At 54.6% G+C, this 22026-nt stretch carries 19 protein-coding genes; 14 read left to right on the top strand and 5 right to left on the bottom strand.

Annotation, left to right across the window (positions count from 1 at the left end):
- The first annotated feature begins 2 nt into the window (after positions 1-2).
- Entirely contained in the window at positions 3-650 is a 648-nt protein-coding gene (locus tag AB8516_RS15925) for a response regulator transcription factor (protein ID WP_069121322.1), read from the top strand.
- An 86-nt stretch (positions 651-736) separates the two neighbouring features.
- On the opposite strand, the gene AB8516_RS15920 is transcribed toward AB8516_RS15925, so the two are convergent.
- Positions 737-1723 (bottom strand): IS110 family transposase, encoded by a 987-nt coding sequence (locus AB8516_RS15920; RefSeq protein WP_369158528.1) that lies wholly within the window; start codon positions 1721-1723, stop codon positions 737-739.
- Positions 1724-2338: 615 nt separating this feature from the next.
- Between AB8516_RS15920 and AB8516_RS15915 the strand changes: the two genes are divergently transcribed.
- From AB8516_RS15915 to dinB, 7 genes are all read left to right on the top strand, one after another.
- Positions 2339-4645 (top strand): TonB-dependent receptor, encoded by a 2307-nt coding sequence (locus AB8516_RS15915; RefSeq protein WP_369162110.1) that lies wholly within the window; start codon positions 2339-2341, stop codon positions 4643-4645.
- Positions 4646-4935: 290 nt separating this feature from the next.
- The gene (gene exbB, locus AB8516_RS15910) at positions 4936-5361 is read left to right on the top strand and encodes a TonB-system energizer ExbB (protein ID WP_369162108.1); all 426 of its coding nucleotides are present in this window, start codon (positions 4936-4938) and stop codon (positions 5359-5361) included.
- Positions 5358-5735 (top strand): TonB system transport protein ExbD, encoded by a 378-nt coding sequence (gene exbD / locus AB8516_RS15905; protein WP_108294728.1) that lies wholly within the window; start codon positions 5358-5360, stop codon positions 5733-5735. Before exbB ends, exbD begins: the two co-directional genes overlap by 4 nt.
- Positions 5732-6460: an energy transducer TonB gene (locus tag AB8516_RS15900; protein ID WP_369162105.1), complete on the top strand. Its 729-nt coding sequence runs from the start codon at positions 5732-5734 to the stop codon at positions 6458-6460. Before exbD ends, AB8516_RS15900 begins: the two co-directional genes overlap by 4 nt.
- A gap of 471 nt (positions 6461-6931) precedes the next feature.
- Entirely contained in the window at positions 6932-8257 is a 1326-nt protein-coding gene (locus AB8516_RS15895) for a response regulator (RefSeq protein WP_369162103.1), read from the top strand.
- 70 nt (positions 8258-8327) lie between these two features.
- Positions 8328-9056 (top strand): DUF429 domain-containing protein, encoded by a 729-nt coding sequence (locus AB8516_RS15890; protein ID WP_369162101.1) that lies wholly within the window; start codon positions 8328-8330, stop codon positions 9054-9056.
- Complete coding sequence (gene dinB, locus AB8516_RS15885; RefSeq protein WP_369162099.1) at positions 9041-10234, top strand: DNA polymerase IV; 1194 nt, start codon at positions 9041-9043, stop codon at positions 10232-10234. Before AB8516_RS15890 ends, dinB begins: the two co-directional genes overlap by 16 nt.
- Positions 10235-10599: 365 nt before the next feature.
- On the opposite strand, the gene AB8516_RS15880 is transcribed toward dinB, so the two are convergent.
- Positions 10600-10995, bottom strand: a complete 396-nt coding sequence (locus AB8516_RS15880; RefSeq protein WP_369162097.1) for a hypothetical protein — start codon at positions 10993-10995, stop codon at positions 10600-10602.
- A 686-nt stretch (positions 10996-11681) separates the two neighbouring features.
- Between AB8516_RS15880 and AB8516_RS15875 the strand changes: the two genes are divergently transcribed.
- Positions 11682-12227, top strand: a complete 546-nt coding sequence (locus AB8516_RS15875) for a PEGA domain-containing protein (protein WP_369162095.1) — start codon at positions 11682-11684, stop codon at positions 12225-12227.
- A gap of 61 nt (positions 12228-12288) precedes the next feature.
- On the opposite strand, the gene AB8516_RS15870 is transcribed toward AB8516_RS15875, so the two are convergent.
- Together AB8516_RS15870 and AB8516_RS15865 are read right to left on the bottom strand one after the other, a co-directional pair.
- The gene (locus tag AB8516_RS15870; RefSeq protein ID WP_369162093.1) at positions 12289-12930 is read right to left on the bottom strand and encodes a c-type cytochrome; all 642 of its coding nucleotides are present in this window, start codon (positions 12928-12930) and stop codon (positions 12289-12291) included.
- Between the two features lie 114 nt (positions 12931-13044).
- Positions 13045-14286 carry a hypothetical protein gene (locus AB8516_RS15865; protein ID WP_369162091.1) on the bottom strand — a complete coding sequence of 414 codons (1242 nt, stop codon included), beginning with the start codon at positions 14284-14286 and terminating at the stop codon, positions 13045-13047.
- 826 nt (positions 14287-15112) lie between these two features.
- On the opposite strand from AB8516_RS15865, the gene AB8516_RS15860 reads away from it, so the two are divergent.
- The 5 genes from AB8516_RS15860 (at position 15113) to AB8516_RS15840 (ending at position 20445) form a co-directional block, all read left to right on the top strand.
- The gene (locus AB8516_RS15860) at positions 15113-15346 is read left to right on the top strand and encodes a DUF6116 family protein (RefSeq protein ID WP_069121333.1); all 234 of its coding nucleotides are present in this window, start codon (positions 15113-15115) and stop codon (positions 15344-15346) included.
- Positions 15347-15366: 20 nt separating this feature from the next.
- Entirely contained in the window at positions 15367-15900 is a 534-nt protein-coding gene (locus AB8516_RS15855; protein WP_369162089.1) for an LEA type 2 family protein, read from the top strand.
- Between the two features lie 222 nt (positions 15901-16122).
- On the top strand, positions 16123-16863 hold the full coding sequence (locus tag AB8516_RS15850; protein WP_369162087.1) for an ABC transporter ATP-binding protein: 741 nt from the start codon (positions 16123-16125) through the stop codon (positions 16861-16863).
- A 4-nt stretch (positions 16864-16867) separates the two neighbouring features.
- On the top strand, positions 16868-19231 hold the full coding sequence (locus AB8516_RS15845) for an FtsX-like permease family protein (RefSeq protein ID WP_369162085.1): 2364 nt from the start codon (positions 16868-16870) through the stop codon (positions 19229-19231).
- 5 nt (positions 19232-19236) lie between these two features.
- Positions 19237-20445, top strand: coding sequence for an efflux RND transporter periplasmic adaptor subunit (locus tag AB8516_RS15840; RefSeq protein WP_369162083.1), 1209 nt, complete (start codon positions 19237-19239; stop codon positions 20443-20445).
- 138 nt (positions 20446-20583) lie between these two features.
- Here AB8516_RS15840 and AB8516_RS15835 read toward each other — a convergent pair whose 3' ends face one another.
- A complete protein-coding gene (locus tag AB8516_RS15835) occupies positions 20584-21777 on the bottom strand; it encodes a diguanylate cyclase (RefSeq protein ID WP_369162081.1) in 1194 nt (397 codons plus the stop codon).
- Positions 21778-22026: the final 249 nt, after the last annotated feature.

Here is a 22026-nt window from a genome sequence, read left to right as displayed (position 1 = left end):
AGATGAATCCAATCCGGGTACTGTTGGTCGACGACCACGCTGTGGTGCGGGCAGGCTACCGCACCCTGCTCGACGGCATACCCGACATCAAGGTCGTCGCCGAAGCGGAGCGGGGTGAAGAAGCCTGTCAGCGTTTCGCCGAGCTACTTCCGAATGTGGTGGTGATGGATCTATCGCTACCCGGCATCGGCGGTCTTGAAGCGACCCGCCGTATCATCGCCCGTGACAGCGAAGCGGCCATACTGGTATTCAGCATGCACGACGACACAGCCTTCGTGGAAAAGGCGCTGGCCGCCGGTGCGCGGGGTTATATCACCAAGAACAGCGCCGCCGAGATCATGGTCGATGCAATCCGCGCGGTGGCCTCGGGCCAGGCCTTCATCGATCATGAACTGGCACAGAATCTGGCCCTGCGCCGGGCTGGCGGAGGTGGTGAGATATTCGATTGCCTGACCACCCGTGAATTCCAGATTTTCAACCTCCTGGCCCATGGTAAGACACCGTCAGAGACCGCCAGCGAACTGGCGCTGAGTTATAAGACCGTGGCCAACTACACCACCCAGATCAAGCTCAAACTCAATGTAAAGACCTCCACAGAACTGGTACACCTTGCCATTCGACATGGGATCATCGACCCGGTCAGCGAATAGTTTTGGTTGGTCCGCAAATGAACGCTAATAAACGCAAATCTTACTTTTACGTGTAGATACCATCTCTCCCTTACTCCCACAAGTAGCTATAAAGCGGCTTGTGGGGAGTAAACTTGCTGGTGCTTGAGTACCCCAAAGCACAGATGTACTAATTTGCGCATAACGGCTCCTAATGCGGACATTTTGCATTTTCCTCTCGCGAGCAACCGCTCGTATAAGGCCTTGGCCGTCGGGTTGTGTAGACTGGCCACGATAGCAGGCATGTAGAGTTTGGCCCTGATCCTCGCGCTGCCTGCTTTCGACAGTCGTGGTCGCTTGTTGATGCTGGATCCGGATTGATGCTCGATGGGCACCACTCCCAGATAGGCGGCCATTTGACTAGCATGCTCAAAATCCCGGGCACGGTAGACACTCATCATGATTCGACTGAGGGTCCGGCCAATGCCTGGGATACTTTCTAGCAGCTGCTGGTCGTTTTTCAGCTGGGGGTGGGTGTCGATATGCTCATCGATCATCGCTTCCAGACGCTTTTGTTCTTGCTCCAGGCCTTTGAGCACGGTCGAGATGGAGTGCCCAACCTCTGGATGACTGATCCCTGACAAAGCCTTCTCCAGGCGGTTGCGTTCACGCTGGATATCGCCTTGCAATGCCTCCAGCCGTGACAGTAACTCTTTGAGTTTACGTATCTCTGCCGGTTCCGGTCTCCACAGATGCAGGGGTTCTTTGGCGCCATACAAGGCTAACACCAGCGAGTCCTTTCTGTCGGTCTTGGTGTGCACCGCGATACCCTTGGCGTAATCTCTCACCTGGGCCGGGTTAAGCACCGCGACTTCACCACCTTGCTCATGCAGACCGTAGGCTAGACGCTCGTGGTAGATGCCAGTCGCCTCCATGACAAAGCGTAACCCACTCAGTGGCTGACCAGTCTGTTTTTGTGACCAATCGAGTAGGTGGTCATGGCCGGCTGGTGTATTAGGAAAGACCTTCGACTTGACCTTGCGTGGTTCGATACTGCGTAACCACAGACAATCCAGCTTATTTTTACTCACATCAATGCCAATTATCGCTTTCATTCTCTTCACTCACCTTGTTCATGCAGCCTCTCTCCGTAATGCCGGAGGGACTCCGATACCATTCAGTTTATAGAGAATCGGTGATAGCCTGTATCTACAAAACAGACTCGTGGTCTCAGGGTGCGGTGCAGGTCTTATCACCGTGTGATGAATTGCTAGCTAAACAATTCATCAGAAGAGATACAAGGGTGCGGCTTGCTGCACCGTAAACTGACGATGTTACACGCTCGTTCCCACGCTCCGCGTGGGAATGCATAGATCCAGGAACACAATAGAACGCGGTATGAGTTCCCACGCTGGAGCGTGGGAACTAGTTAATTCATCAGAAGAGATACAAGGGTGCGGCTTGCCGCACCGTAAACCTAAGTACGCTCGCACCATGTCCATGCTAGCGTTTTGGTGCGGCAAGCCGCACCCCACATTTGTCCAAATACAGATCCAATGCGTGAACTTGTTGACAATGTTTAATGGTGTCACATGTGACACTGCTCAAATTTGTTCAAAATTGGTACGGGAAAATTTCCCGAAACCCCGAGAAAAGCTCCTCTTCAACTCAAGGCCTGAAGGGCATATAAATTCTCTCAAAGCAGTCAACAAAAAAGTGAGAAAACGACCATGTACGCCGTTCCGCTTCGACAGACAAACCACAATAGGTTGCTGTTCACCGCCTCCCTCGTCCTGACGGGCTCCGGGACAGGGTGGGCGGACGAACGCTTACCGTCGATCGATGTAATCAGCACCACCCCGCTGCACGGGGTCGAGATCGAACGCACCCGTCTGCCGATGCATACCGAGATCGCCACTGACGATGATCTGCGGCAGCTGCAGAGCCTCGATCTCTCCGAGTTTCTGAACCAGCGATTCGGCAGCGTCTTTTTAAACGAGGCGCAGAACAATCCCCTGCAATCGGATCTGCTCTATCGGGGCTTCGTAGCCTCGCCCCTGATCGGACTGCCCCAGGGCATGTCGGTCTATATGGATGGCGTGCGCATCAATGAACCCTTCGGCGATACCGTCAATTGGTCGGTGATTCCCGAGTCCGCCATTGCGGGAGTCAACCTGATGTCGGGCTCCAATCCCCTGTTCGGGCTCAATACCCTGGGTGGCGCCCTCTCGGTACGCACCAAGAATGGCTTCACCCACCCTGGCGCCGAGGTTGAGATCACCGGCGGCTCGTTCGGCCGTTATACGGCCCAGGCCAGCATCGGCGGCAGACAGGACAACCTGGGTTACTTCATCACCGGCAACTACTTCGATGAGGACGGCTGGCGTGACCACTCCCCTTCGGAATCGAATCAGCTCTTCGGCAACCTGGCCTGGCAGGGAGAAGCGGGATCCCTCGACCTGACCCTAAGCCTGAGCGACAGCAACCTGATAGGCAACGGAGCACTGCCGGCGGACCTGCTGGAGGAGGACCGGGAGACGATCTTCACCCGTCCCGATATCACCGACCAGGAGGCGACACTGCTGCGCCTGGGGGGACAACGCTTTCTGGGTGACGAGGTTGTGTTGGAGGGTGCGGTCTACTATCGCAACAGTCAGATCGACACGCTCAACGGTGACGATTCCGATTTCGAAGAGTGCGAGGAGAGCGAAAACGCAGGCTTCGTCTGTGAAGAGGAGGAAGACGAGGAGGAGCTTGTCTTCGATCAGGATGGCAATCCTATCCTAGCTGACGATGAGGTCGAGGGTGGTACCGTGAACCGCTCCGAGAGTGATCAGGACACCTTTGGTTTGAGCCTGCAGACAGCCTTTCTGCAACCCCTGGGGGGCAGGGAAAACCAATTGATCGTGGGCATCGCGGCTGACCGCAGCGAGGTGGACTTCTCCTCCGATACGGAACTCGGCAGCCTCGACGACAGCCGTAAGGCGATCGGCAGCGGCATCTTCGTCGAGGAGAGTTTCACCGAGGTGGAGACCGAAACCAAGAATCTCTCATTTTACTTTACCGATACATGGTCCTATAACGAAAAGCTCGCTCTGACCCTCTCCGGCCGCTGGAACAAGACCGAGATCAAACTGCGCGACCAGTTGGGCACAGCCCTGAACGGGGATCACAGCTTCACTCGCTTCAATCCGGCCGTGGGCCTCGCCTACGACCTGAGAGAGGGAATCAACCTGTATGCCGGCTACAGTGAATCTAACCGCGCCCCCACGGCCATGGAGCTGACCTGTGCCGATCCCGAGGATCCCTGCCGCCTGCCCAACGCTTTCCTCTCCGATCCGCCGTTGGATCAAGTCGTGGCAAAAACCTGGGAGGCCGGTGTCCGGGGCTCCCGGGCGGGGCTGGAGTGGCATGTCGGGTTGTTTCAGACCGTCAATGAGGATGACATCCTTTTCATCAGCGCCGGTGCCTTGACCAATGAGGGATTCTTCGACAATGTAGGCGAAACCCGACGTCAGGGGATTGAACTCAGCCTGAATGGCAGCCTGGTCGACAACCGGCTCGACTGGTTCCTGAGCTACACCCGCCTGAAAGCCACGTTCGAGGATAACCTGACCATCGCCAGTCCCAACAATCCCTTTGCGATAGATGGTGAACTCGCTGTGCAACCCGGTGACCGTCTACCCGGACTGCCGGAGAACCTGCTCAAGGCCGGCCTGACCTATCGCATGACATCCAAGTTCTCACTGGGCGCCGATCTCCAGTACAGCTCGGATATCGTATTGCGTGGTGACGAGGCCAATCTTGATGAGGAGATCGACGGCTACAGTGTGGTCAACATCCGCGGCGAATATGTGGCTACCGCCAATCTCAAATTGTTCGCCAAGGTGGATAACCTGTTCGACACCGAGTACGAAACCTTCGGCCTCTATGGCGAAGCCGACGAGGTACTGGGTGACGATTATGAAGATCCTCGTTTCCTCTCACCCGGCTCGCCACGGGCATTCTGGGCGGGGCTCAGTTACAGGTTCTACTGAGTGAAAGCAGTTAGGGTCGATTGGATGAGTGTTAACAGGCCCTGTTTCGAACACCTATGGAGGTGCCGGGAGTTATAAAGAATATTTCAGTTAGATTGAGTTTCTTGGAGTTCATAACCTGCCCCTACCTTCGCAAGGGAACGGATCGTAACTCAGGAAAAAAGGGTTTATATCCTCGGTATGGGCCGACTGATCGGTTTTGGGTGAGTGGACCTCAGGGTCTACAATCAGGCATCATCCAAATATGATCTCGGCCCTTGTTTTTTTCCGGGATTGCAGTCGGAGGCTTTGTGGAGTTTGTAAAACAATATCTCGATATCTTTATCTTTGGGCTGCTCGGCCTGATGAGCTTCGTCATGGTCTGGTTCGTCATCGAACGCTACCTCTTCTTCGCCCGAATCAGTCTCGCTGACTATGACCACCCAGACACCCTCAATATAGCGCTTACCGCGCACCTGACGACCATTGCCTCCATCGGCGCCAATGCACCTTACATCGGCCTGCTCGGCACGGTACTGGGGATATTGATCACCTTCTACGACCTGGGTCAGGGCGGTGATATCGAACCGGCGACGATCATGCTCGGACTGGCCCTGGCATTGAAGGCGACCGCCATGGGACTGGTGGTGGCGATTCCGGCGATCCTTTTCTACAATGCCCTGCTGCGTAAGGTCGACGTCATCACTGAACGTTGGAAGCGGTTACAACGATCATGAAACGCATCGACACTGTCAACGTCATCCCTTTCATCGACATCATGCTGGTGTTGCTGGCGATTGTGTTGACCACCGCGACCTTCATCTATCAAGGTAAGATCACCCTCGATCTGCCCGAGGCTGAACACGCTGAAACGCTCAGCGATATAGAGGGCGTTGAGATTACCATCGACGCCAATGAGCAGATCTTCTTCAATCAGATTGCGCTAGACAAGGATGCGCTTGGGGAACAGCTGAGCACACTCTATGAACAAACTCCGGTAGTTCTCTACGTGGACAAGTCGGTACGCTTCGAACGTTTCGTGACAGTCGTTGATCTTCTCAAAGCGAATAACCTGGAGACGCTCTCTATCGTTGCGCGCGGCAGTCGATGAGCACCCATACACCGGCATTCCTCATCTCCGCCATGATCCATTTGGGGCTGCTGGCACTGGTATTGACCGGCGTCGCCCAGCTACCCAGCGATAGCGCCGCGGAAACCCGGCTGGCAGTGCGCCTTGAGATGTTTCAGCCACCCCCTCCTCCACCCGAACCGGAACCTGAACCGGAACCTGAACCGGAACCTGAACCTGAACCGGAGCCTATCCAGGAACCAGAGCCTGTTGTGGAGCCAGAACCGGAGCCGGAAGTGGTCGAGCCGCCACCGCCCAAGCCCAAGCCAATACCGGCGCCCAAGCCAGTACCGAAACCCAAGCCCAGGCCTGAACCGAAGCCCAGGCCCAAACCACCGCCAGTGGAACAACCCATTAAACCGCTAAAGCAGACACCGCTACCGGTCGCACCTGCCATCGATATGGGCCTGATCCGGCGCCTCGAGGAGGAGTACAAGGCCGCACTGCGCAAGGCGATCGAAAACAACAAAGGTTATCCCCGTCGGGCCGTGCGCCTGCGCCAGGAGGGTGAGGTGTTGGTGGGTTTTACCGTCCGCCGGGACGGTGTCATCGGGGCCTTGCGAATCGTCGAGAGTTCAGGCAGCAAATTGCTAGATACGGCCGCTCGTCGAGCGGTTGAGAAGATCAGCGGCAGATTGCCCTTTCCCGAGGAGTTTAAACGTGATCAATGGGAGTTCACCATTCCCATCAACTATGGACTTCGCTGAACTGCCGCCAAGCATATCTCGATCCCGGGTAGTCGCAGAAATAATGTTTGAAGTTAACTTTTATTTCATTGTGAATTTGCACCCGCTCCAGCAGGAGAACAGTGTACATTAGAGGATTAGTGAACATTCGGAGATCTATCACTGGACTTGGGTAAACAGGGCATTTATCCTTTCTGAGGTCAGGATCTGCCCATACTCTTCAAAGGATAGGATGAAGAGATGGATCCTGATTGGAGCTGGCGGGCTGCGGCTTTATAATTCCCGCGTCCTTCACCACTCCTCCAAGTCTGGGGTGCCGGGTTAACCCAAACTGAATGAAATATTTAAGTACGGCTTCTACTCAAGGACAGAGCAGGCATGCGCTGCTCCCCTGACGGCTACCAACCGCGCATTCTGCACAATTATTGCAAGCGCCCGTGGTTGGTATAGGAAAATGATGTAACTATCCGATCATAGGATTGTGAGAAAAGTATGGGCAACAGTATCATGCTGGTGGATAGCTCCAGTGCCGCTCGCGAAGTACTTACCCGGCGGCTGCAGATAGCCATGCCTGAGATCATTATCACCAGCTGTGCCAGCGCCACCAAGGCACTGGAACTCATTGAACAAGACCGCTATTCATTGATAACCACCGCCTTACTGCTTCCTGACATGGACGGTTTGGATTTCTGCCGCAGCATCCGCTCCAGTAAGCGTAATCGCTATACTCCCGTCATCGTGGTCTCCTCTGATGCCGATCAGCGTCTGCTGCACGAAGGTTTTAATGCAGGCGTCACCGATTATTTTGACAAGGCTCTCGGCTTCAAGGCCTTCGGACAGTTCATCAAATCATTCATGGAACGGAACCCCGATCTCTGTGGTCGCATCCTATACATCGAGGACAGCATGACTGCCGCCACCGTCACCCGACAGATAATGGAACAGCACGGCATGGAGGTCCTGCACGTCACCTCGGTGGAAGAGGCTCAATCCCTGCTTGAAAGCGCCCGGACTCAACGTGCAAAAGGTTTTGACCTGGTAATCACCGACTTCCATCTGAAGGGTGAAATGACCGGTGGCGATCTGCTCTATTTCCTGCGGGTACGCATGCACTACTCTCAGCAGGAACTGCCGGTACTGGTAACCACCGGCAACGATGAGACGCATACCCAGGTGGAGGTCTTCAATGCCGGCGCCAACGACTTCGTCATCAAACCCCTGGTGGAAGAGGTTGTCATGGCACGGATACGCTCATTGTTGCTAGTCAAATATCAGTATGACGCCCTGCTTCGTCAAACGGTGGACATGGAGAGGATTGCCACCACAGACGCCCTCACAGGCACTCGCAATCGACGCTATCTGGTGGACGAAGGCCAGCGATTTCTCTCCAGTATCGAAAACGGCTGGGTACTGATTATCGATCTGGACCACTTCAAGCGCATCAACGATACTAATGGCCACCTGATGGGCGACAAGGTGCTGATGGCGCTGGGCAGACTACTGAACCGCCGCTTCAATGACGGTTTACCCGCCCGTTTTGGCGGCGAGGAATTTGTCGTCATCGCCCATGGTCCTGAAATACCGGCCCGCGCCGAAGATCTTCGCATGGCAGTGGAGAAGCTCAACCCTGTCGGCATCGGGGTCACAGTGAGCATCGGTCTTGCTTGTGTGGACGATCACCCCGGCGACGACCTCAACACCCTTCTCGGCCATGCCGACAAGGCCCTTTACGCGGCCAAGAACGCCGGGCGCAACCAGGCCTTTGTCAATAGCCGCGGTGATAGCGTTAAAACGGCTGCGCAAGAGATTCGATTTTAAAGTGTAGGATCAGGGCAGGTTATACTGATCATATGCATTGCCGCTTCGCCCATCCGCCAGGGACAGAACGATGAACGTCGTCGGCATCGACGGTTGTCGCCGAGGCTGGTTTTTCGCTCAACTCTTGGACTCGGCACGATTCAGGCTTGGCGTGGTCGAGCACCTGCAGGCACTACGCAACACCATCACTGCTTCGGATCTCACCTTGATCGATATACCGATTGGTCTGAAATCGTTTGGTGAGGAAGAACGAAAGTGTGATCGTGATGCAAGAAGGTTACTGGGTCCAAGGGCATCGAGTGTCTTCCCTGTCCCCTGTCGTCAGGTACTCGAATGTATGAGCTACCAGGAGGGGAGTGCCGTCAACCATTCGGTGACCGGGAGAAGACTATCGCGACAGAGTTGGGGGATCGTAGCAAAGATCGCTGAGGCGGACCGGCTGATCCGTGAACTGCCCGAACCCGGAAAATTGAGAGAGATGCACCCGGAAGTCTGTTTTTGTACCCTCAATAACGGCCGACCAATGGCCCACAATAAGAAGAAGCCACCGGGTCAATCGGAGCGGTTTGCACTTCTCAAACGCCATCTTCCCCACATCCAAACGATCGTAGGCGAAGCACGCCATAGCTGGAGAAAAAAGGATCTCGCAGATGATGATATCCTGGATGCACTGGTCGGCGCGGTAAGCGCATCATATGCAGAAAGACTTGTCTCCTTACCCACTATGACGGAAAAGGACGAGCTCGGATTGATCATGGAGATCGTGTTTATATACTGCAAAATATGGCCCAACGACTGATAATGCATATCGACCTGGATGCATTCTTTGCATCCATCGAGCAACGAGACCACCCTGAGTATCAGGGACGCCCGCTGGTCGTGGGTGCGAAACCGGGCAAACGCGGCGTGGTCGCTACCTGTTCCTATGAGGCCCGGCGCTATGGCGTACACTCGGCCATGCCGATTAGCGAGGCCGTCCGTCGATTGCCGCCGGAGACGGTCTATCTGCGTCCCAGCATGGCCCGTTATGGAGAGGTTTCGCGACAGATCATGCAGGCCCTGGAGAGTATCTCCCCGGCTGTGGAGAAGGTCTCAGTGGACGAGGCCTTCCTGGATATCTCCGGCATGCAGCGCCTGACCGGCCCCCCCGAGGTTATCGGACGCCGCGCCAAGTCGGTTATTCTGGAGTGTGTGGGATTGACCGCATCGGTTGGTATCGGACCCAATCGCCTGATCGCCAAGCTTGCCTCCGACTACCAGAAACCTGATGGCCTCACCATCGTACTGGCGGATCAAGTACAAGCCTTCCTCGATCCCCAACCCCTGACCGTCCTGCGTGGATTGGGTGCGAAAAGCGCCCCGGTTCTTCAACGTATCGGCCTGCGAACGGTGGCCGATGTGCGTCGACTATCCCTGCTGGAATTGAGGCGTCACCTGGGCGGCCTGGCCGGCACTAAAATCCATGAGCAGGCTCATGGCATCGCCTCGGACAAAGTTCACCTCGATAGCGAGCGCAAATCAATCTCCAAAGAGACCACCTTCAATGAAGACATCACCGATCCGGAGATTGTGCGCGATACCCTGCACTGGGCGGCACAGGAGGTGGGCTACATCGCCCGCCAGGAGGGCCGCAGGGGGAGTATTGTGACGGTCAAAATACGCTTTCAAGGATTCGAGACCCATACCCGAAGCCGGACCCTGGCGACGCCGACATCGGCGGACCAGGAGATCTTTCAACAGGCATGGGAGCTCTATCAGTCCGAACAATGGGCCGGACGACCGGTGCGACTGGTAGGTCTGGGTGTCAGTGGCTGGGATTGCGGTGCCACCAAGGCTGCGGAGCAGGCTGACCTGTTTGATGAGATAACGACTGACTACGACCCCAAACAGGAGCGTCTGTACCAAACCATGGATGCGGTAAGCGATAAGTTCGGCAGGAAATCGGTACGGTTAGGGGTTCGGCGTCGTAAGGAGTAGTAGGCAGAACGATGATATCATTGCCGATTTTGCTCATTCTTTCTCGCCAAGCCGTGCCTTCTCCCTGAATACCGGTTCCACTGCTTATCTGTTGCAATGGTAATGCCCCCGACCAAAATTACATGTCTGCTACTTTTCTCATCGCGATAAGCGATTGTGACAATTGATTTTGGCGTGAACGGACACTCCCATATTCTCAATCAGCAACCAATCAGCCGACACCCGCCATTGTCAGACTTGCAACAATCCACTTCTGCATTCAGAGAAACAATTAAAAAAATCAGACAATTTGCTAGAAACACAGAAATCCTCTGCGCTGACAGATTCGCTTGTTGGCAAATCTGTCAGGGAGGATTGATTGATTGTTAAATCGAGTTGTTATCGCAGTTAGTGGTATAGATAGCGATAACCCTGTCTTTGGTTATACGCAGATTCTCCACCGCCAACGGCAGGCTTTCAGGGATGGCGGTCTCGACACGCTGCGCTGGATAGGGATTATTGTTCTTACCCATTAAATAGACAGTGTCACTCAGCACCGCTTGCAGAGACCAGAAGGTTCCCTTGGTATCGACGCCCTTGGCATTCATGTCATGGATCGCCTGCTCGATATTATCCAAGCGATATACACGTCCATCCTCCTCGTCATAAAGGATATGATGATTGCCCTTAGCATCGACACCCACGATCCTGTCAACGATAACCAGTGTATCAGTCAGGCTGTCGGAGGAGACCTCAGCCATCCCATTGGTCGACCTGACCATTTCATCGGCTGATGCAGATAAAGGCAAATATAATAGCGACAACGCCATAACAGAAGAAGCAAAAAACTGTACAATTGAATTCATCTTAAAACCTCCAGAGTTACACAAACTCATAAAATGACTTGCAACATTTCAAGTCTTAACAAATCTAAAAAGGGCCACAACGCTGCCCTGACCACAAAACCCCAACAGCTCCGGCATATATCCATCAACTTGCAACAGCCATCACATCTCTTGCCAGGCTTTACCCCCCCTGAGTGACGGCTCTTTAGTGCAGTGTTCCTCTCCTGATTTACAGGGCGGTCGTATTCTTTAGTGTTAAAATTAGTAGCCCATTCTTAACCAAAACTTAAAAGCCAAAACAGATAAACAAAAATGTGAACCAGTAGTTACCGCTTAATTAAACGTTAAGGAGTCTCTGTATTTTTTATAGGGTTCCAGTGTCGCAGAAACGCTCCGCCAGACATGACAGAACCGGGACTTCCCAAAGAATCGGCAAGCCCTCCTAATGAACGTGTCTTTTGTCATGGCTTGATTTATAGTGCCTGCAGGTCAGAACAAAATCCTGTTAAAGAGGGCACAAAATGGGGAATTATCTATTACCGGGGATAAAAGATGCGATCTGCATCACAGCCTGCCTGCCTTTGCTCCAGGCTTGTACGGGTATAGGCGGAGTTTCGGGTGACATGCCGCTTAATGTTGATACTGAACCCAGTGGAGCCACCGTCTACGTGATGGGAAAAGCGATCGGTGAAACACCAATCTCAATCCCGCAACAGCAGATCTACCCTGCGGGTTATGATGCCAAAAAAGAGCCGATGTACGGTACACTGTTGATCAGAAAGTCGGGTTGCCAGGATCTTAGAAGACGCATCCGTTACCAGGAATTCAACAGCGGGTTGTCGATCGAACTCAACTGCAGCGGAACCCAGTCAAGCGCCAGCAAACAGGCCTCCCAACCAGCCAAGGCAATAGCTCCTTCAGTTATTTCACAACAAGACAGGCCACCAGCAGCCAAAAACATGGAGGTGGAGCAAAAGCTTCATTCCGTTACTCAACCGAGTCCCACTCCACGGCATACACCAAAGAATGAAAAAATCGAAGCCGGCAAACAACCGGCGAATAATACGGTTAGACAACGCCTGATCCGCATTGATGATCTCAGGCGGGAGGGCTTGATTACGGAAGAGGAGTATCAACAAGCCCGGAAAAATATTCTCGACACATTATAAGCGGTAAAAAAAAGCCGCTGCCTTTTGGCAGCGGCCCTACCCAGTTCATTCTATTCGTTATCTAGTAGGTTGATAACAGACGCAGATAACCGACCACTCCTTCAATTTCCGCCTTTGTGAGCATGTCCTTCCAGCCGGGCATCAGCGATTTACCCGGTGTTCCATTGGTCACGATCTCAACCATGTGGGAGTTGGGGTGCTTGTTCATTTCAGCACTGTCGGTATGGTCCTTCGGTTTCAGATTCAGCACGGCTGCCAGCGGCCCGTCCCCTTTACCCGAGCGACCGTGACAGGCGGCGCAATTATTGTCATATACACTCTTCCCCACAACAGGATCACCCAATAGGGGGTGCTTGGACCTCTGTAGAAAACGGATGTAGGCGACCAGGGAATTGATCTGATTACCCGGCATGGCCAACCCCCACTGCGGCATGGCGCTGGCGCCAGAACCGTGCTTGATAGTGCCCTGTATCATACCAAACAGCTCTCGGTCAGATTTTTCCGCCGCGCCGTTATCTCCATCGGTCAAGTCGTCAGGCGCCACATCGAGTTTTTTTGCCAACGGTCCATTGCCCTTGCCATCTGTTCCATGACAGAGAAAACAAGACTGATTATAAAGGGTATAGCCCTGATAGGTATCACCCGCGTAAGCAGGGAGTGAAATCAATCCGAATGCGCTAACCAACGCTGCGAATCCAGCCATTCTAGTAACAATTCTGTTCATGAGTTAGTCCTCACTTGGTTCTGACTGCAATCCACATGCAGCCGAGGCGACTGAGAAGTCGATTCGTTTTTAGATTTGTGTGCATGCTGTCCATTAATAGCCGGCAAAGAGCTGGAACAACCATTTGCTGTCACGATCATTGTCGCGTGCATCCACACCATCACCACTCTCTTTCACATAGAAGAGTTCAAAACGAATATTTTGAGAGAACAGATAGTTTAAGCCGACTGTGGTGGAATTGAACTCAGAATCCTCTTCCGAACCGTCGTCGAGAGCACGATAGGCAGCGAAGACATTGGCTTTGTTGGGCAGGATACCCAGTTGAGCAAGAATACCGAACGCCTCACCATCATCGGTATTTGTGCAGCCTTCCAGAAAATGTGACTCATCGGCGGAGCAACTGCCGAAACTGGCATAGATGCCCAATGGCATACTACCCACACTGCCCTGCATCTGGCCATCCACGACCCAGCCATCGGTTGCAATCAGGGTCTCGCCACCTGCGCCATCGGCGACTTCCGCATCTCCCGACCAGAGCTGAAAGCCAAACCCGGTATCCCAGGATCCGATAAACGGAGTGTAGGCAGCGCGCAGGTAGTGAGCCAGCCCGGACGGCTTGACCTCCACGTTATTCTCTTCCCAACCCGGCACCCATGGGGTGTAGTTGATGAAAAAGTTATGACTCGAGGCAACAAGCGCGATACCGGTAGCCTCACCACTGCCCAAACCCAGCGCCTGGGCGGCACTGAATCCTGTACGATCCTCGATCGGCCGCTGTGAGCGCTGGGCGCCGGTATTCAATAACTCAAATCCGTATGCCGATCCCAGGCCATCGGTGGAGAAAGGTATGACACTGAATTGGGTACCTCCCGCCTTACCCACGTTGAAATGGACTTTGGTTGAGAGGAAAGAGTTGGCATCGGTCAATCCCAGCTCCATGAGAAAGCCGGCATCCTTGGCCAGCTTGCCCCCCACCAGGAGAGCCGCTTCGTCCGGCCACTCGATAACACCATAGTCGCTGCCGACATTGGTGTTGCCGTTGCTCTTTACATAACGCAGCTTGGTTATCACCGATGCGTTCAACATCAACGGCAGGGAGATATCATCGCCCTCGATCATGCCCTGACCACCGGTCAGTGTGTAGCCACCCGCCCTGAATGATCTACCGAACGAATTGAGCGTTGGAAAGTGTTGAAAATGACAGGCCGTGCAGGGCATGCTTGTCTGACGTGCGAAAGCGGGCACAGCATCCGCCGGTTGCGGAAGCACCAGGCTCCCTATCAGTATCAATATCCCCATTGCATAGCCATGCAACATCGTGAGTCTATTAGTCATACGCTTCTCCAGAATGTGAAAGCTAAATTTAACTCAGTCGTTTGTTACTGCTTTGCGGTCATTCCGAACGCGACAGCGGCTAGCGCCACCGATTTTCCCATAACCAGTCAACGACCCCATTTCATTGGATGCCGCGTGAAAAGCGACCTCACGCAATAATGCATCCAAGTAATCATGGTGAAGGGTGGTGAAATATTTGACTTACCCGGAAGGTGGTGACTGCGTGCGGGCGACAGACTGCCTACGAAGCCGGCCGTACTTAGCACCATGCCTACACGATTGGCGTTGTTGTTATATCCAGCGTGGCGTACAAACCTGCCAATGAACCGGTTTCCCTTGAGATATCGGAGTCAAGCCCCATCCAGCTTGAAGAGCGAGCACACCAAAATCCAAAAAGAACCCCTTAAAAACCCGATTCATTAGCAGAAGAGCCTGCACACCTACCGGTCACCCCATCCATTCTCCAATTTTTGTTTTTACCGAGAACTCAAATTCGTGAAACAGCCTCAGTAGAGCTAAAATTTCTTAGTTTTTTTCAACTTATGTTAATTCTTAAGAATTCCTTCGCATTAACATTACCCTATGGCAATCATGTTTATTATGGGTAGTTACCCTACTTTCTCATATTAGTAATTACCCACCTTAAGGCGGTGGAACGGCTGGAATGACCACCCGCATGACCGGACAAGGTCATAATATTTCACACTCTGAACTGGACTGGCACCTGCACTTCGGAGACCATTAACAGTGGAGATCGATGCGGTTTGCAGCGCAAACTTGTTGCTGAGTGCTGTTTTCACATAACAGGCTGAGAATCCGAAACCAGATGACTCAAATACCCATTATCGCAGCCCTGTTGAAATATGCCGACCGACTGAAGTTCCGTCAGCTGTTTCTGGTGACCGCTTCGCTGTTTGTCATCGATCTGTTGATACCCGATCTGATCCCTTTCGCGGACGAGCTGTTGTTGGGGCTATTGACACTACTGTTCGGTTCCTGGCGAAAACCCGAGCCGCAAGAACCAACACCGATTGAACATACGGAACAGGGTCCGCAGTGATGAACGAAGGAAGAAACAGAATGATTCAGAGACGCCACCGGTATCCCGGAATAGAAGCCCATGCATTTGCCAGGCTGACCGCCTGCACTGTCCTGTTACTTCTTCTCCAGATCCTTTCCGGTTGCACCTCCTTGCAATCCCAGGAGGAGAGAATCAGGGTAACCATTGCCGACTTGAAGCCACTTGAGTCGACCCTCATGGAGCAGCGCTATCTGGTCAAAATCCGCCTGCAAAACCGCTCCAAAGAGGCGTTGAATATCGACGGCATGAGTTTCGACCTGGATCTGAACGGCAAGCGGTTCGCCTCCGGCGTCAGTAATCAGGAAACCACCGTTCAGGGTTTCAGCGAATCCATACTCGAAGTTAGGTTAAGCAGTACAGTGTTCGGTCTGATCAAACAGTTTGGCGCGCTTCAGGAACGCCAGAACGGGACCTTCGATTATCAGATAAGCGGCAACCTGAGCACACCGGACAGCATGCTGTCCCTTCCCTTTAACGAGAAAGGCGAGATCAACCTGCTGCCGACCTCCGCCGGGCCTTCGACAAAAAAGTAATTACCACCCCAAGGGCTCTGTCATACTCACTCACCACTATTGCCCGCTTACCTGATAAATAAATTGCGCGGCACACTTTCGAAGCTTGGCTTGTTGTCAGTCAACTCATCTCCCCCATGGCCGGTTATACTTCTAGAAGGGAGAGGTGAGCCGCTTTGTATCTGGTTGGTTTACTTGCGGCGCCTGCACTCTCTGAGTTGATCATTCTGGCTTCAAGGAGTGATGAAAGACTTGTTCCCACCGAACCCAGCAACGCAACAGACGATCACCCTGCGGGGCCGGTCTCTTACCAAGACCTACCACACCGGCGCGGTGGACGTACACGCCTTGCGTGGGGTGGATATATCCCTGTTTGAGGGTGAACTGGTGGTATTGCTGGGCCCTTCCGGCAGCGGCAAATCGACCCTGCTGAATATTCTGGGCGGTCTCGACACCCCGAGCAGCGGAGAGGTGAGCTTTCGCGATCTGGATGTCACTTCAGGGGATGAGTCACTGCTTACCCGTTACCGGCGTGATCACGTGGGCTTCGTGTTTCAGTTCTACAATCTCATACCAAGCCTGACGGCACGCGAGAATGTGGCCCTGGTGACCGAGATTGCCGTCGACCCCATGGCGCCTGCGGAGGCGCTTTCACTGGTCGGACTGGGTGAAAGGCTCGATCACTTCCCGGCGCAGCTCTCCGGCGGCGAACAGCAACGGGTGGCCATCGCCCGGGCCATCGCCAAGCGCCCCGATATCCTGTTGTGCGATGAACCCACCGGCGCCCTGGACAGCTATACCGGAATCCTTGTGCTCGAGGCCATTGAGCGGGTCAACAGGGAATTGGGCACGACCACGGCGGTGATTACCCACAATACCGTTATCGGCAACATGGCCGATCGGGTGCTTCACTTCGGTGACGGCCAGGTCATCGACAGTGTCAGCAATCCCAGCCGCCAGCCGGCAAGGGAGCTGAGTTGGTGACATCATGCGCGCATTGAATCTGAAACTGCTGCGTAACCTGTGGAAACTGCGCGGTCAGGTACTGGCCATTGCTGTGGTAATCGCCTCTGGCGTGGCGGTACTGGTGATGTCTCTCTCCGCCCAGCAGGCCCTGCAGGACACCGCAGACGCCTATTACGAGCGACAACGCTTTGCAGAAGTCTTCAGCAACGTGAAACGCGCCCCTCTCAGACTGGTCGAACGCATCAGTACCATCCCCGGTGTGCGCTCGGTTGAAGCACGCATCAAGCAGTTCGCCACACTCTCCATCGAGGGATTTGAAGAGCCGGTGATCGGTCAACTGGTCTCCATCCCCGAACAGGGTGAGCCCCGCCTGAATCGACTGGTACTGCGCAGCGGGCGCCTGGTCACCGCGGGTCACCCCGACGAAGCTGTGCTTAGCGAACCCTTCGCCGAGGCGCATGACCTGCAACCGGGGGACCGACTGCAGGCGTTGATGAACGGCAATCAACGCACCCTCACGGTGGTCGGTATCGCCCTTTCCCCGGAATTCATCTACGCCATCGGGCCAGGGGCCCTGACCCCCGACGATAAGCGCTACGGCATTATCTGGCTCGGCCAGGAGGCGATGGCTGCCGCCTACGACCTCGACGGCGCCTTCAACGACTTGAGTCTCGGTCTGCTTCACGACACCAATCCTGGGCAGGTAATCGAACGACTCGACCGTCTGCTCGAGCGCTACGGCAGCCAAGGTGCGATTGCACGCAAGGATCAGATCTCGAACTGGTTTCTGATGAACGAAATCAAACAGTTGAAAAACATGTCGACGATCCTGCCGATCATCTTCCTCACCGTGGCCGCCTTTCTCAGCAATATGGTATTGAGCCGGCTCATCGCCACCGACCGCAGCGAGATCGGTTTGATGAAGGCCTTTGGTTACAGCAACTGGCAGGTGGGCTGGCACTACACCAAGCTGGCGATGGCGATGGCTAGTGTCGGGATCCTGCTGGGTTGGCTCCTCGGCGCCTGGCTGGGGCGGGTCAACACTGAGCTCTACGCGGAGTTTTTCCGCTTTCCGTTGCTCATATTCCGCCCGGATGCAGGTGTTTTCGCCATTGGTGCCATCGTCAGCCTGATCGCTGCCCTGGCAGGCAGTCTGGGTTCGGTGCGCTATGCCGCGACCCTGCCTCCGGCCGAGGCGATGCTGCCGCCCGCACCCCCGATGTTCCGCAAGACCGCACTTTCCAAAAGTCGTGCCGGACACATGTTGGACCAGCCGACCCGGATCATTCTGAGACAGATTTTCCGATCACCGATCCGGGCCTTGCTCACCAGCTTGGGTATCGCCCTGTCGGTGGCGGTGATGATAATGGCGCTGCAGTGGATCGATTCCATCGATAAGATCGTCCAGGTCTACTTTCACGATGCCCAGCGACAGAGCATGACAGTAGGTCTGGTGGAGACCCAATCGGACACCGTCCTGGACGAGTTCCGACGCATGCCCGGGGTGTTGGCTGCCGAGCCGATGCGTGCCGTAAGCGCCGACTTCCTGGTTGGCAATCGCAGCCATCGGGGCGCCATAGAGGGTGTATTGCCGAACCCCCATCTGCAGCGTGTTTACGATGCCGGCGGGGAGGTACTCCAAGTGCCGCCGGACGGCCTGATCTTTTCAACCAGACTGGCGTCGAAACTGGGCGTGGGGATTGGCGACACTGTCCGGGTCGAGGTTCTGCAGGATCGTCGCCCCAAGCGGGAAATCCCAGTAGTGGACCTGTTTGAAACCTACATGGGTACTCCCGCCTATATGCATATTCAAGCCCTGAACCGCTTGATGGATCAACGGCCCAGCCTGGAAGCGGTCAATCTGCTGGTGGACAAGCATCAGCTCTCTTCCCTCTACCAACGCCTGAAATCGCTCCCCAAGGTCTCGGCAGTGGTGCTGAAGGACGCGGCAGTGAAAGAGTTCAACGACACCATGGCCGAAACCATCATGATCTATATCACCTTCTTCGCCGCCTTTGCCTGTGCGCTGGGTTTCGGTGTGGTCTACAACAGTACCCGCATCGCCCTGTCCGAACGCGGGCGTGAACTGGCCACGCTGAGAGTGCTGGGATTCCATCGCGGCGAGATCTCCTACATCCTTTTGGGTGAGGCGGCATTGCTGATTCTTGTCGGACTGCCCTTGGGCTGTTTCGTGGGGCACGGCCTGGGTTGGGTGATGACCAGCGCCATGGACTCCGAACTCTACCGCATTCCCCTTGTCATCAAGGCCGCCACCGACGCAACAGCGGTCCTGGTCACCCTCGGCGCCACCGCCTTTTCGGCAGCAGTGGTCAGACGCAGGCTCGACCATCTCGATCTGATTGCAGTACTTAAGACACGTGAGTGAGAGACATGAACGCATATTGGAAACGCATACTGTTATGGAGCCTGCTGAGCCTGATCCTGATAGGCACACTGGTATGGGCTTTCATCCCCAAACCGATCCCGGTGGATCTGCTCACCCTGAGCCCCGGCGAACTGGTGGTGACCGTGGATGAAGAGGGTGAGACCCGGGTAGAGGACGTGTTCGTGTTGTCGGCCCCGATCAGCGGCAGGGCAATGCGTATCGATGCGGAAGTAGGCGATGAAGTCGTCGCGTCAGAGACCCTGATAGCGGAGATCGAGCCCATCGACCCGACCCTGCTCGATCCTCGTAGCGAAGCCCAGGCCAGGGCCGATATCCGCGCGGCCGAAGCGAACCTGATACTTGCCGAAGCGACAGTGAAGGAAGCCAGGGTTGAACTCGCGTTCGCCCTCAGTGAACTGAAACGGGCACGCAGCCTGCGCCAGGAAGCCGTGATCTCGGAACGGGAGCTGGAGGCGGCGGAGCGCACCCACCAGACCCGCCAGGCGGCATTGGAAACTGCCATCGCCACCCGCCAGGCACGCCAGGCGGAACTGGAAAGGGCGCGGGCACAACTGATCTCCCCCGTTGAGACACGGAACAACTCTGAGGCTTGCCAATGTGTACCGATCAAGGCACCCGTGGATGGCCGAATCCTGAAGATCCTGCACAAGAGCGAGGGGGTGGTTAACGCCGGTGAACCACTGGTGGAGATAGGTGATCCAACCGAACTGGAGATCGTCGCTGATCTGCTCTCTTCAGATGCGGTCAAGGTTCAACCCGGACAACAGGTGACCATAGAAAACTGGGGGGGTAAAACCGATCTGGCGGGTAAAGTACGCCGGGTGGAACCCTTCGGTTTCACCAAGGTCTCGGCCCTGGGCATCGAAGAGCAGCGGGTGAATGTGATCATCGATTTCACCTCTCCGAAGGAAGCGTGGTCGCGCATCGCCCACGGCTATCAGGTTGATGTGCGCATTGTCCTGTGGCGCGGCAGCGGTGTGCTCAAACTGCCCTTGACCGCCTTGTTCAGAAATGGCGATGAGTGGGCGGTATTCGTGGAGCATGAAGGCAAAGCAAGACAACGCCGGGTCACACTGGGGAAACGTACCGGCTTGGAGGCTGAAGTCCTTTCAGGACTATCAACCGGTGAACGCGTGGTTGTGCACCCTGGCGACAAGATTGCGGAGGGAATCGAAATCGAGGCCAGGAACTAAAGGCCGTTAGCGTCAACGGCAACAGGGTTCATCCCGACCACTGACACAAGCAGATCGATTCATAGACAGACTACCCAGCGTCATTAGACACGGGGGAGGTGTAAATTGAAGACAAACGAATCTGCCTTGGACAGACAATTAAAAACCAGCGGACTGCTCCAGGGCCGTCACCCACTCCGTCGAATGCCCACCGACCCCAACGCAGCGTGCCCTGCCGTTGGATTTGGCGGTATACATGCGATGATCCGCCAATTCGACCTGGGATTTCCAGTCTTTTAATCTGTCCTGCTGAACTTCAGCTATACCGATGCTGGCGGTGACGGGTGAGCCATCCGGTCGATTACCGAGACCGGCCAGCATAATCCGTGTAATGACATCGTTTGCCTCTTTATGATCGGCAGTGGGGAGTACGACAATGAATTCTTCACCGCCCCAGCGAATGACACTATCCCCTTTTCTCACCGTATCGCGAATCTGCCGGGAGGCGACTCTCAATACGGTATCACCCGTATCATGGCCGTAAGTGTCGTTGATTGCCTTGAAATTATCCAGATCAAAATAGAGGATGGACAGGGGTTTTTCACTCATCAGCGCCAGACGAAACTGCAATTCGAGTATCTCGATGCCGGCACGACGGGAGAGCATGCCTGTCAGGATATCGTAACTGGCATGACTGACCTGCGACAGCATGTAGCGAAGCTGGGTCATTGAGGCAAACAGGCCGACACCCAGCAACAGTATCAGCAGCCAGAGCGTTGAGACGGCTTCGGCAATCTCAGCCGGGTTCTCCGGATAGACGGAGTAAACCACCACCAGGAAGATCGGCACGGCATAGCTGAGAAACTCAGATATAGTCAATGGAAACAGTGTCAGACCAGCCACCATGACAAAGGGTAGCAGGGCATAGACTTCCGCCAGTATCATGGCCGTTCCGCCGAGTTGTTGATCTGCAATGATCTGATCCGAGAGGAGGTAGAAAAGTGGCGTTATCGCCAACATGGCGGCAAGCAGCATGCGGGCCAGCTTGAGATTGGGTTCTCTGCGGGTTTGCCAGGCAATGATTGCGAAGCTGGCGGCAGCCAGTAAACGGATCAGCAATAATTCACTCCACAGCGCTTGGGGCAGATAGAGGATATCGATTACCGACCAGGCGGGCACCAATACCGCAAAAATCACACTGAAGAAAAAAATGCGACTCTGCATGACCGCAGCACGATGACGGGAGATGGGCATTCCGTGCTGTTTGGTGCTGATCAACTCATAGAGCTGATCCGTGGTGTAAATTCCTAATGACTCGATCAGTGATATATACATCTTTATTAAGTACTTCATGTCTACTGCATCCCTACCACATCCCTATATCTTCCGACACCAATGTGGACGTAAATATAGCGCTCAATGTAACATTTAATTAACAATCAAAAGAGCAAACCGTGATCCAGGTCAATTACCGCACACAGCACCATTCTCAAACCTGTCCACAGCCTGAGGAAAGGGTATGGATCCGGGACAAAGCAATTCTTTGCTGCAGTTCGGGTTTCCAAGCGATCTGAAACATTTGTCTCTTCTCCGGAGACTGAC

The organism is Candidatus Thiodiazotropha sp. LNASS1, assembly GCF_964212655.1.
Taxonomy (GTDB): domain Bacteria; phylum Pseudomonadota; class Gammaproteobacteria; order Chromatiales; family Chromatiaceae; genus Thiodiazotropha.
Note: the sequence above shows the minus strand (reverse complement) of the source record. Positions and strands in the feature narration are given on the sequence as shown.

Coding starts and splice junctions, on each gene's coding strand:
- AB8516_RS15840 (WP_369162083.1), top strand. CDS start 19,237: ATGAACGCATATTGGAAACGCATACTGTTATGGAGCCTGCTGAGCCTG.
- exbD (WP_108294728.1), top strand. CDS start 5,358: ATGAAACGCATCGACACTGTCAACGTCATCCCTTTCATCGACATCATG.
- AB8516_RS15860 (WP_069121333.1), top strand. CDS start 15,113: ATGACTCAAATACCCATTATCGCAGCCCTGTTGAAATATGCCGACCGA.
- AB8516_RS15850 (WP_369162087.1), top strand. CDS start 16,123: ATGAAAGACTTGTTCCCACCGAACCCAGCAACGCAACAGACGATCACC.
- AB8516_RS15865 (WP_369162091.1), bottom strand. CDS start 14,286: ATGACTAATAGACTCACGATGTTGCATGGCTATGCAATGGGGATATTG.
- AB8516_RS15890 (WP_369162101.1), top strand. CDS start 8,328: ATGAACGTCGTCGGCATCGACGGTTGTCGCCGAGGCTGGTTTTTCGCT.
- AB8516_RS15880 (WP_369162097.1), bottom strand. CDS start 10,995: ATGGTCAGGTCGACCAATGGGATGGCTGAGGTCTCCTCCGACAGCCTG.
- AB8516_RS15900 (WP_369162105.1), top strand. CDS start 5,732: ATGAGCACCCATACACCGGCATTCCTCATCTCCGCCATGATCCATTTG.
- AB8516_RS15925 (WP_069121322.1), top strand. CDS start 3: ATGAATCCAATCCGGGTACTGTTGGTCGACGACCACGCTGTGGTGCGG.
- AB8516_RS15845 (WP_369162085.1), top strand. CDS start 16,868: ATGCGCGCATTGAATCTGAAACTGCTGCGTAACCTGTGGAAACTGCGC.
- AB8516_RS15915 (WP_369162110.1), top strand. CDS start 2,339: ATGTACGCCGTTCCGCTTCGACAGACAAACCACAATAGGTTGCTGTTC.
- AB8516_RS15870 (WP_369162093.1), bottom strand. CDS start 12,930: ATGGCTGGATTCGCAGCGTTGGTTAGCGCATTCGGATTGATTTCACTC.
- AB8516_RS15855 (WP_369162089.1), top strand. CDS start 15,367: ATGATTCAGAGACGCCACCGGTATCCCGGAATAGAAGCCCATGCATTT.
- AB8516_RS15875 (WP_369162095.1), top strand. CDS start 11,682: ATGCCGCTTAATGTTGATACTGAACCCAGTGGAGCCACCGTCTACGTG.
- AB8516_RS15835 (WP_369162081.1), bottom strand. CDS start 21,777: ATGAAGTACTTAATAAAGATGTATATATCACTGATCGAGTCATTAGGA.
- dinB (WP_369162099.1), top strand. CDS start 9,041: ATGGCCCAACGACTGATAATGCATATCGACCTGGATGCATTCTTTGCA.
- AB8516_RS15895 (WP_369162103.1), top strand. CDS start 6,932: ATGGGCAACAGTATCATGCTGGTGGATAGCTCCAGTGCCGCTCGCGAA.
- AB8516_RS15920 (WP_369158528.1), bottom strand. CDS start 1,723: ATGAAAGCGATAATTGGCATTGATGTGAGTAAAAATAAGCTGGATTGT.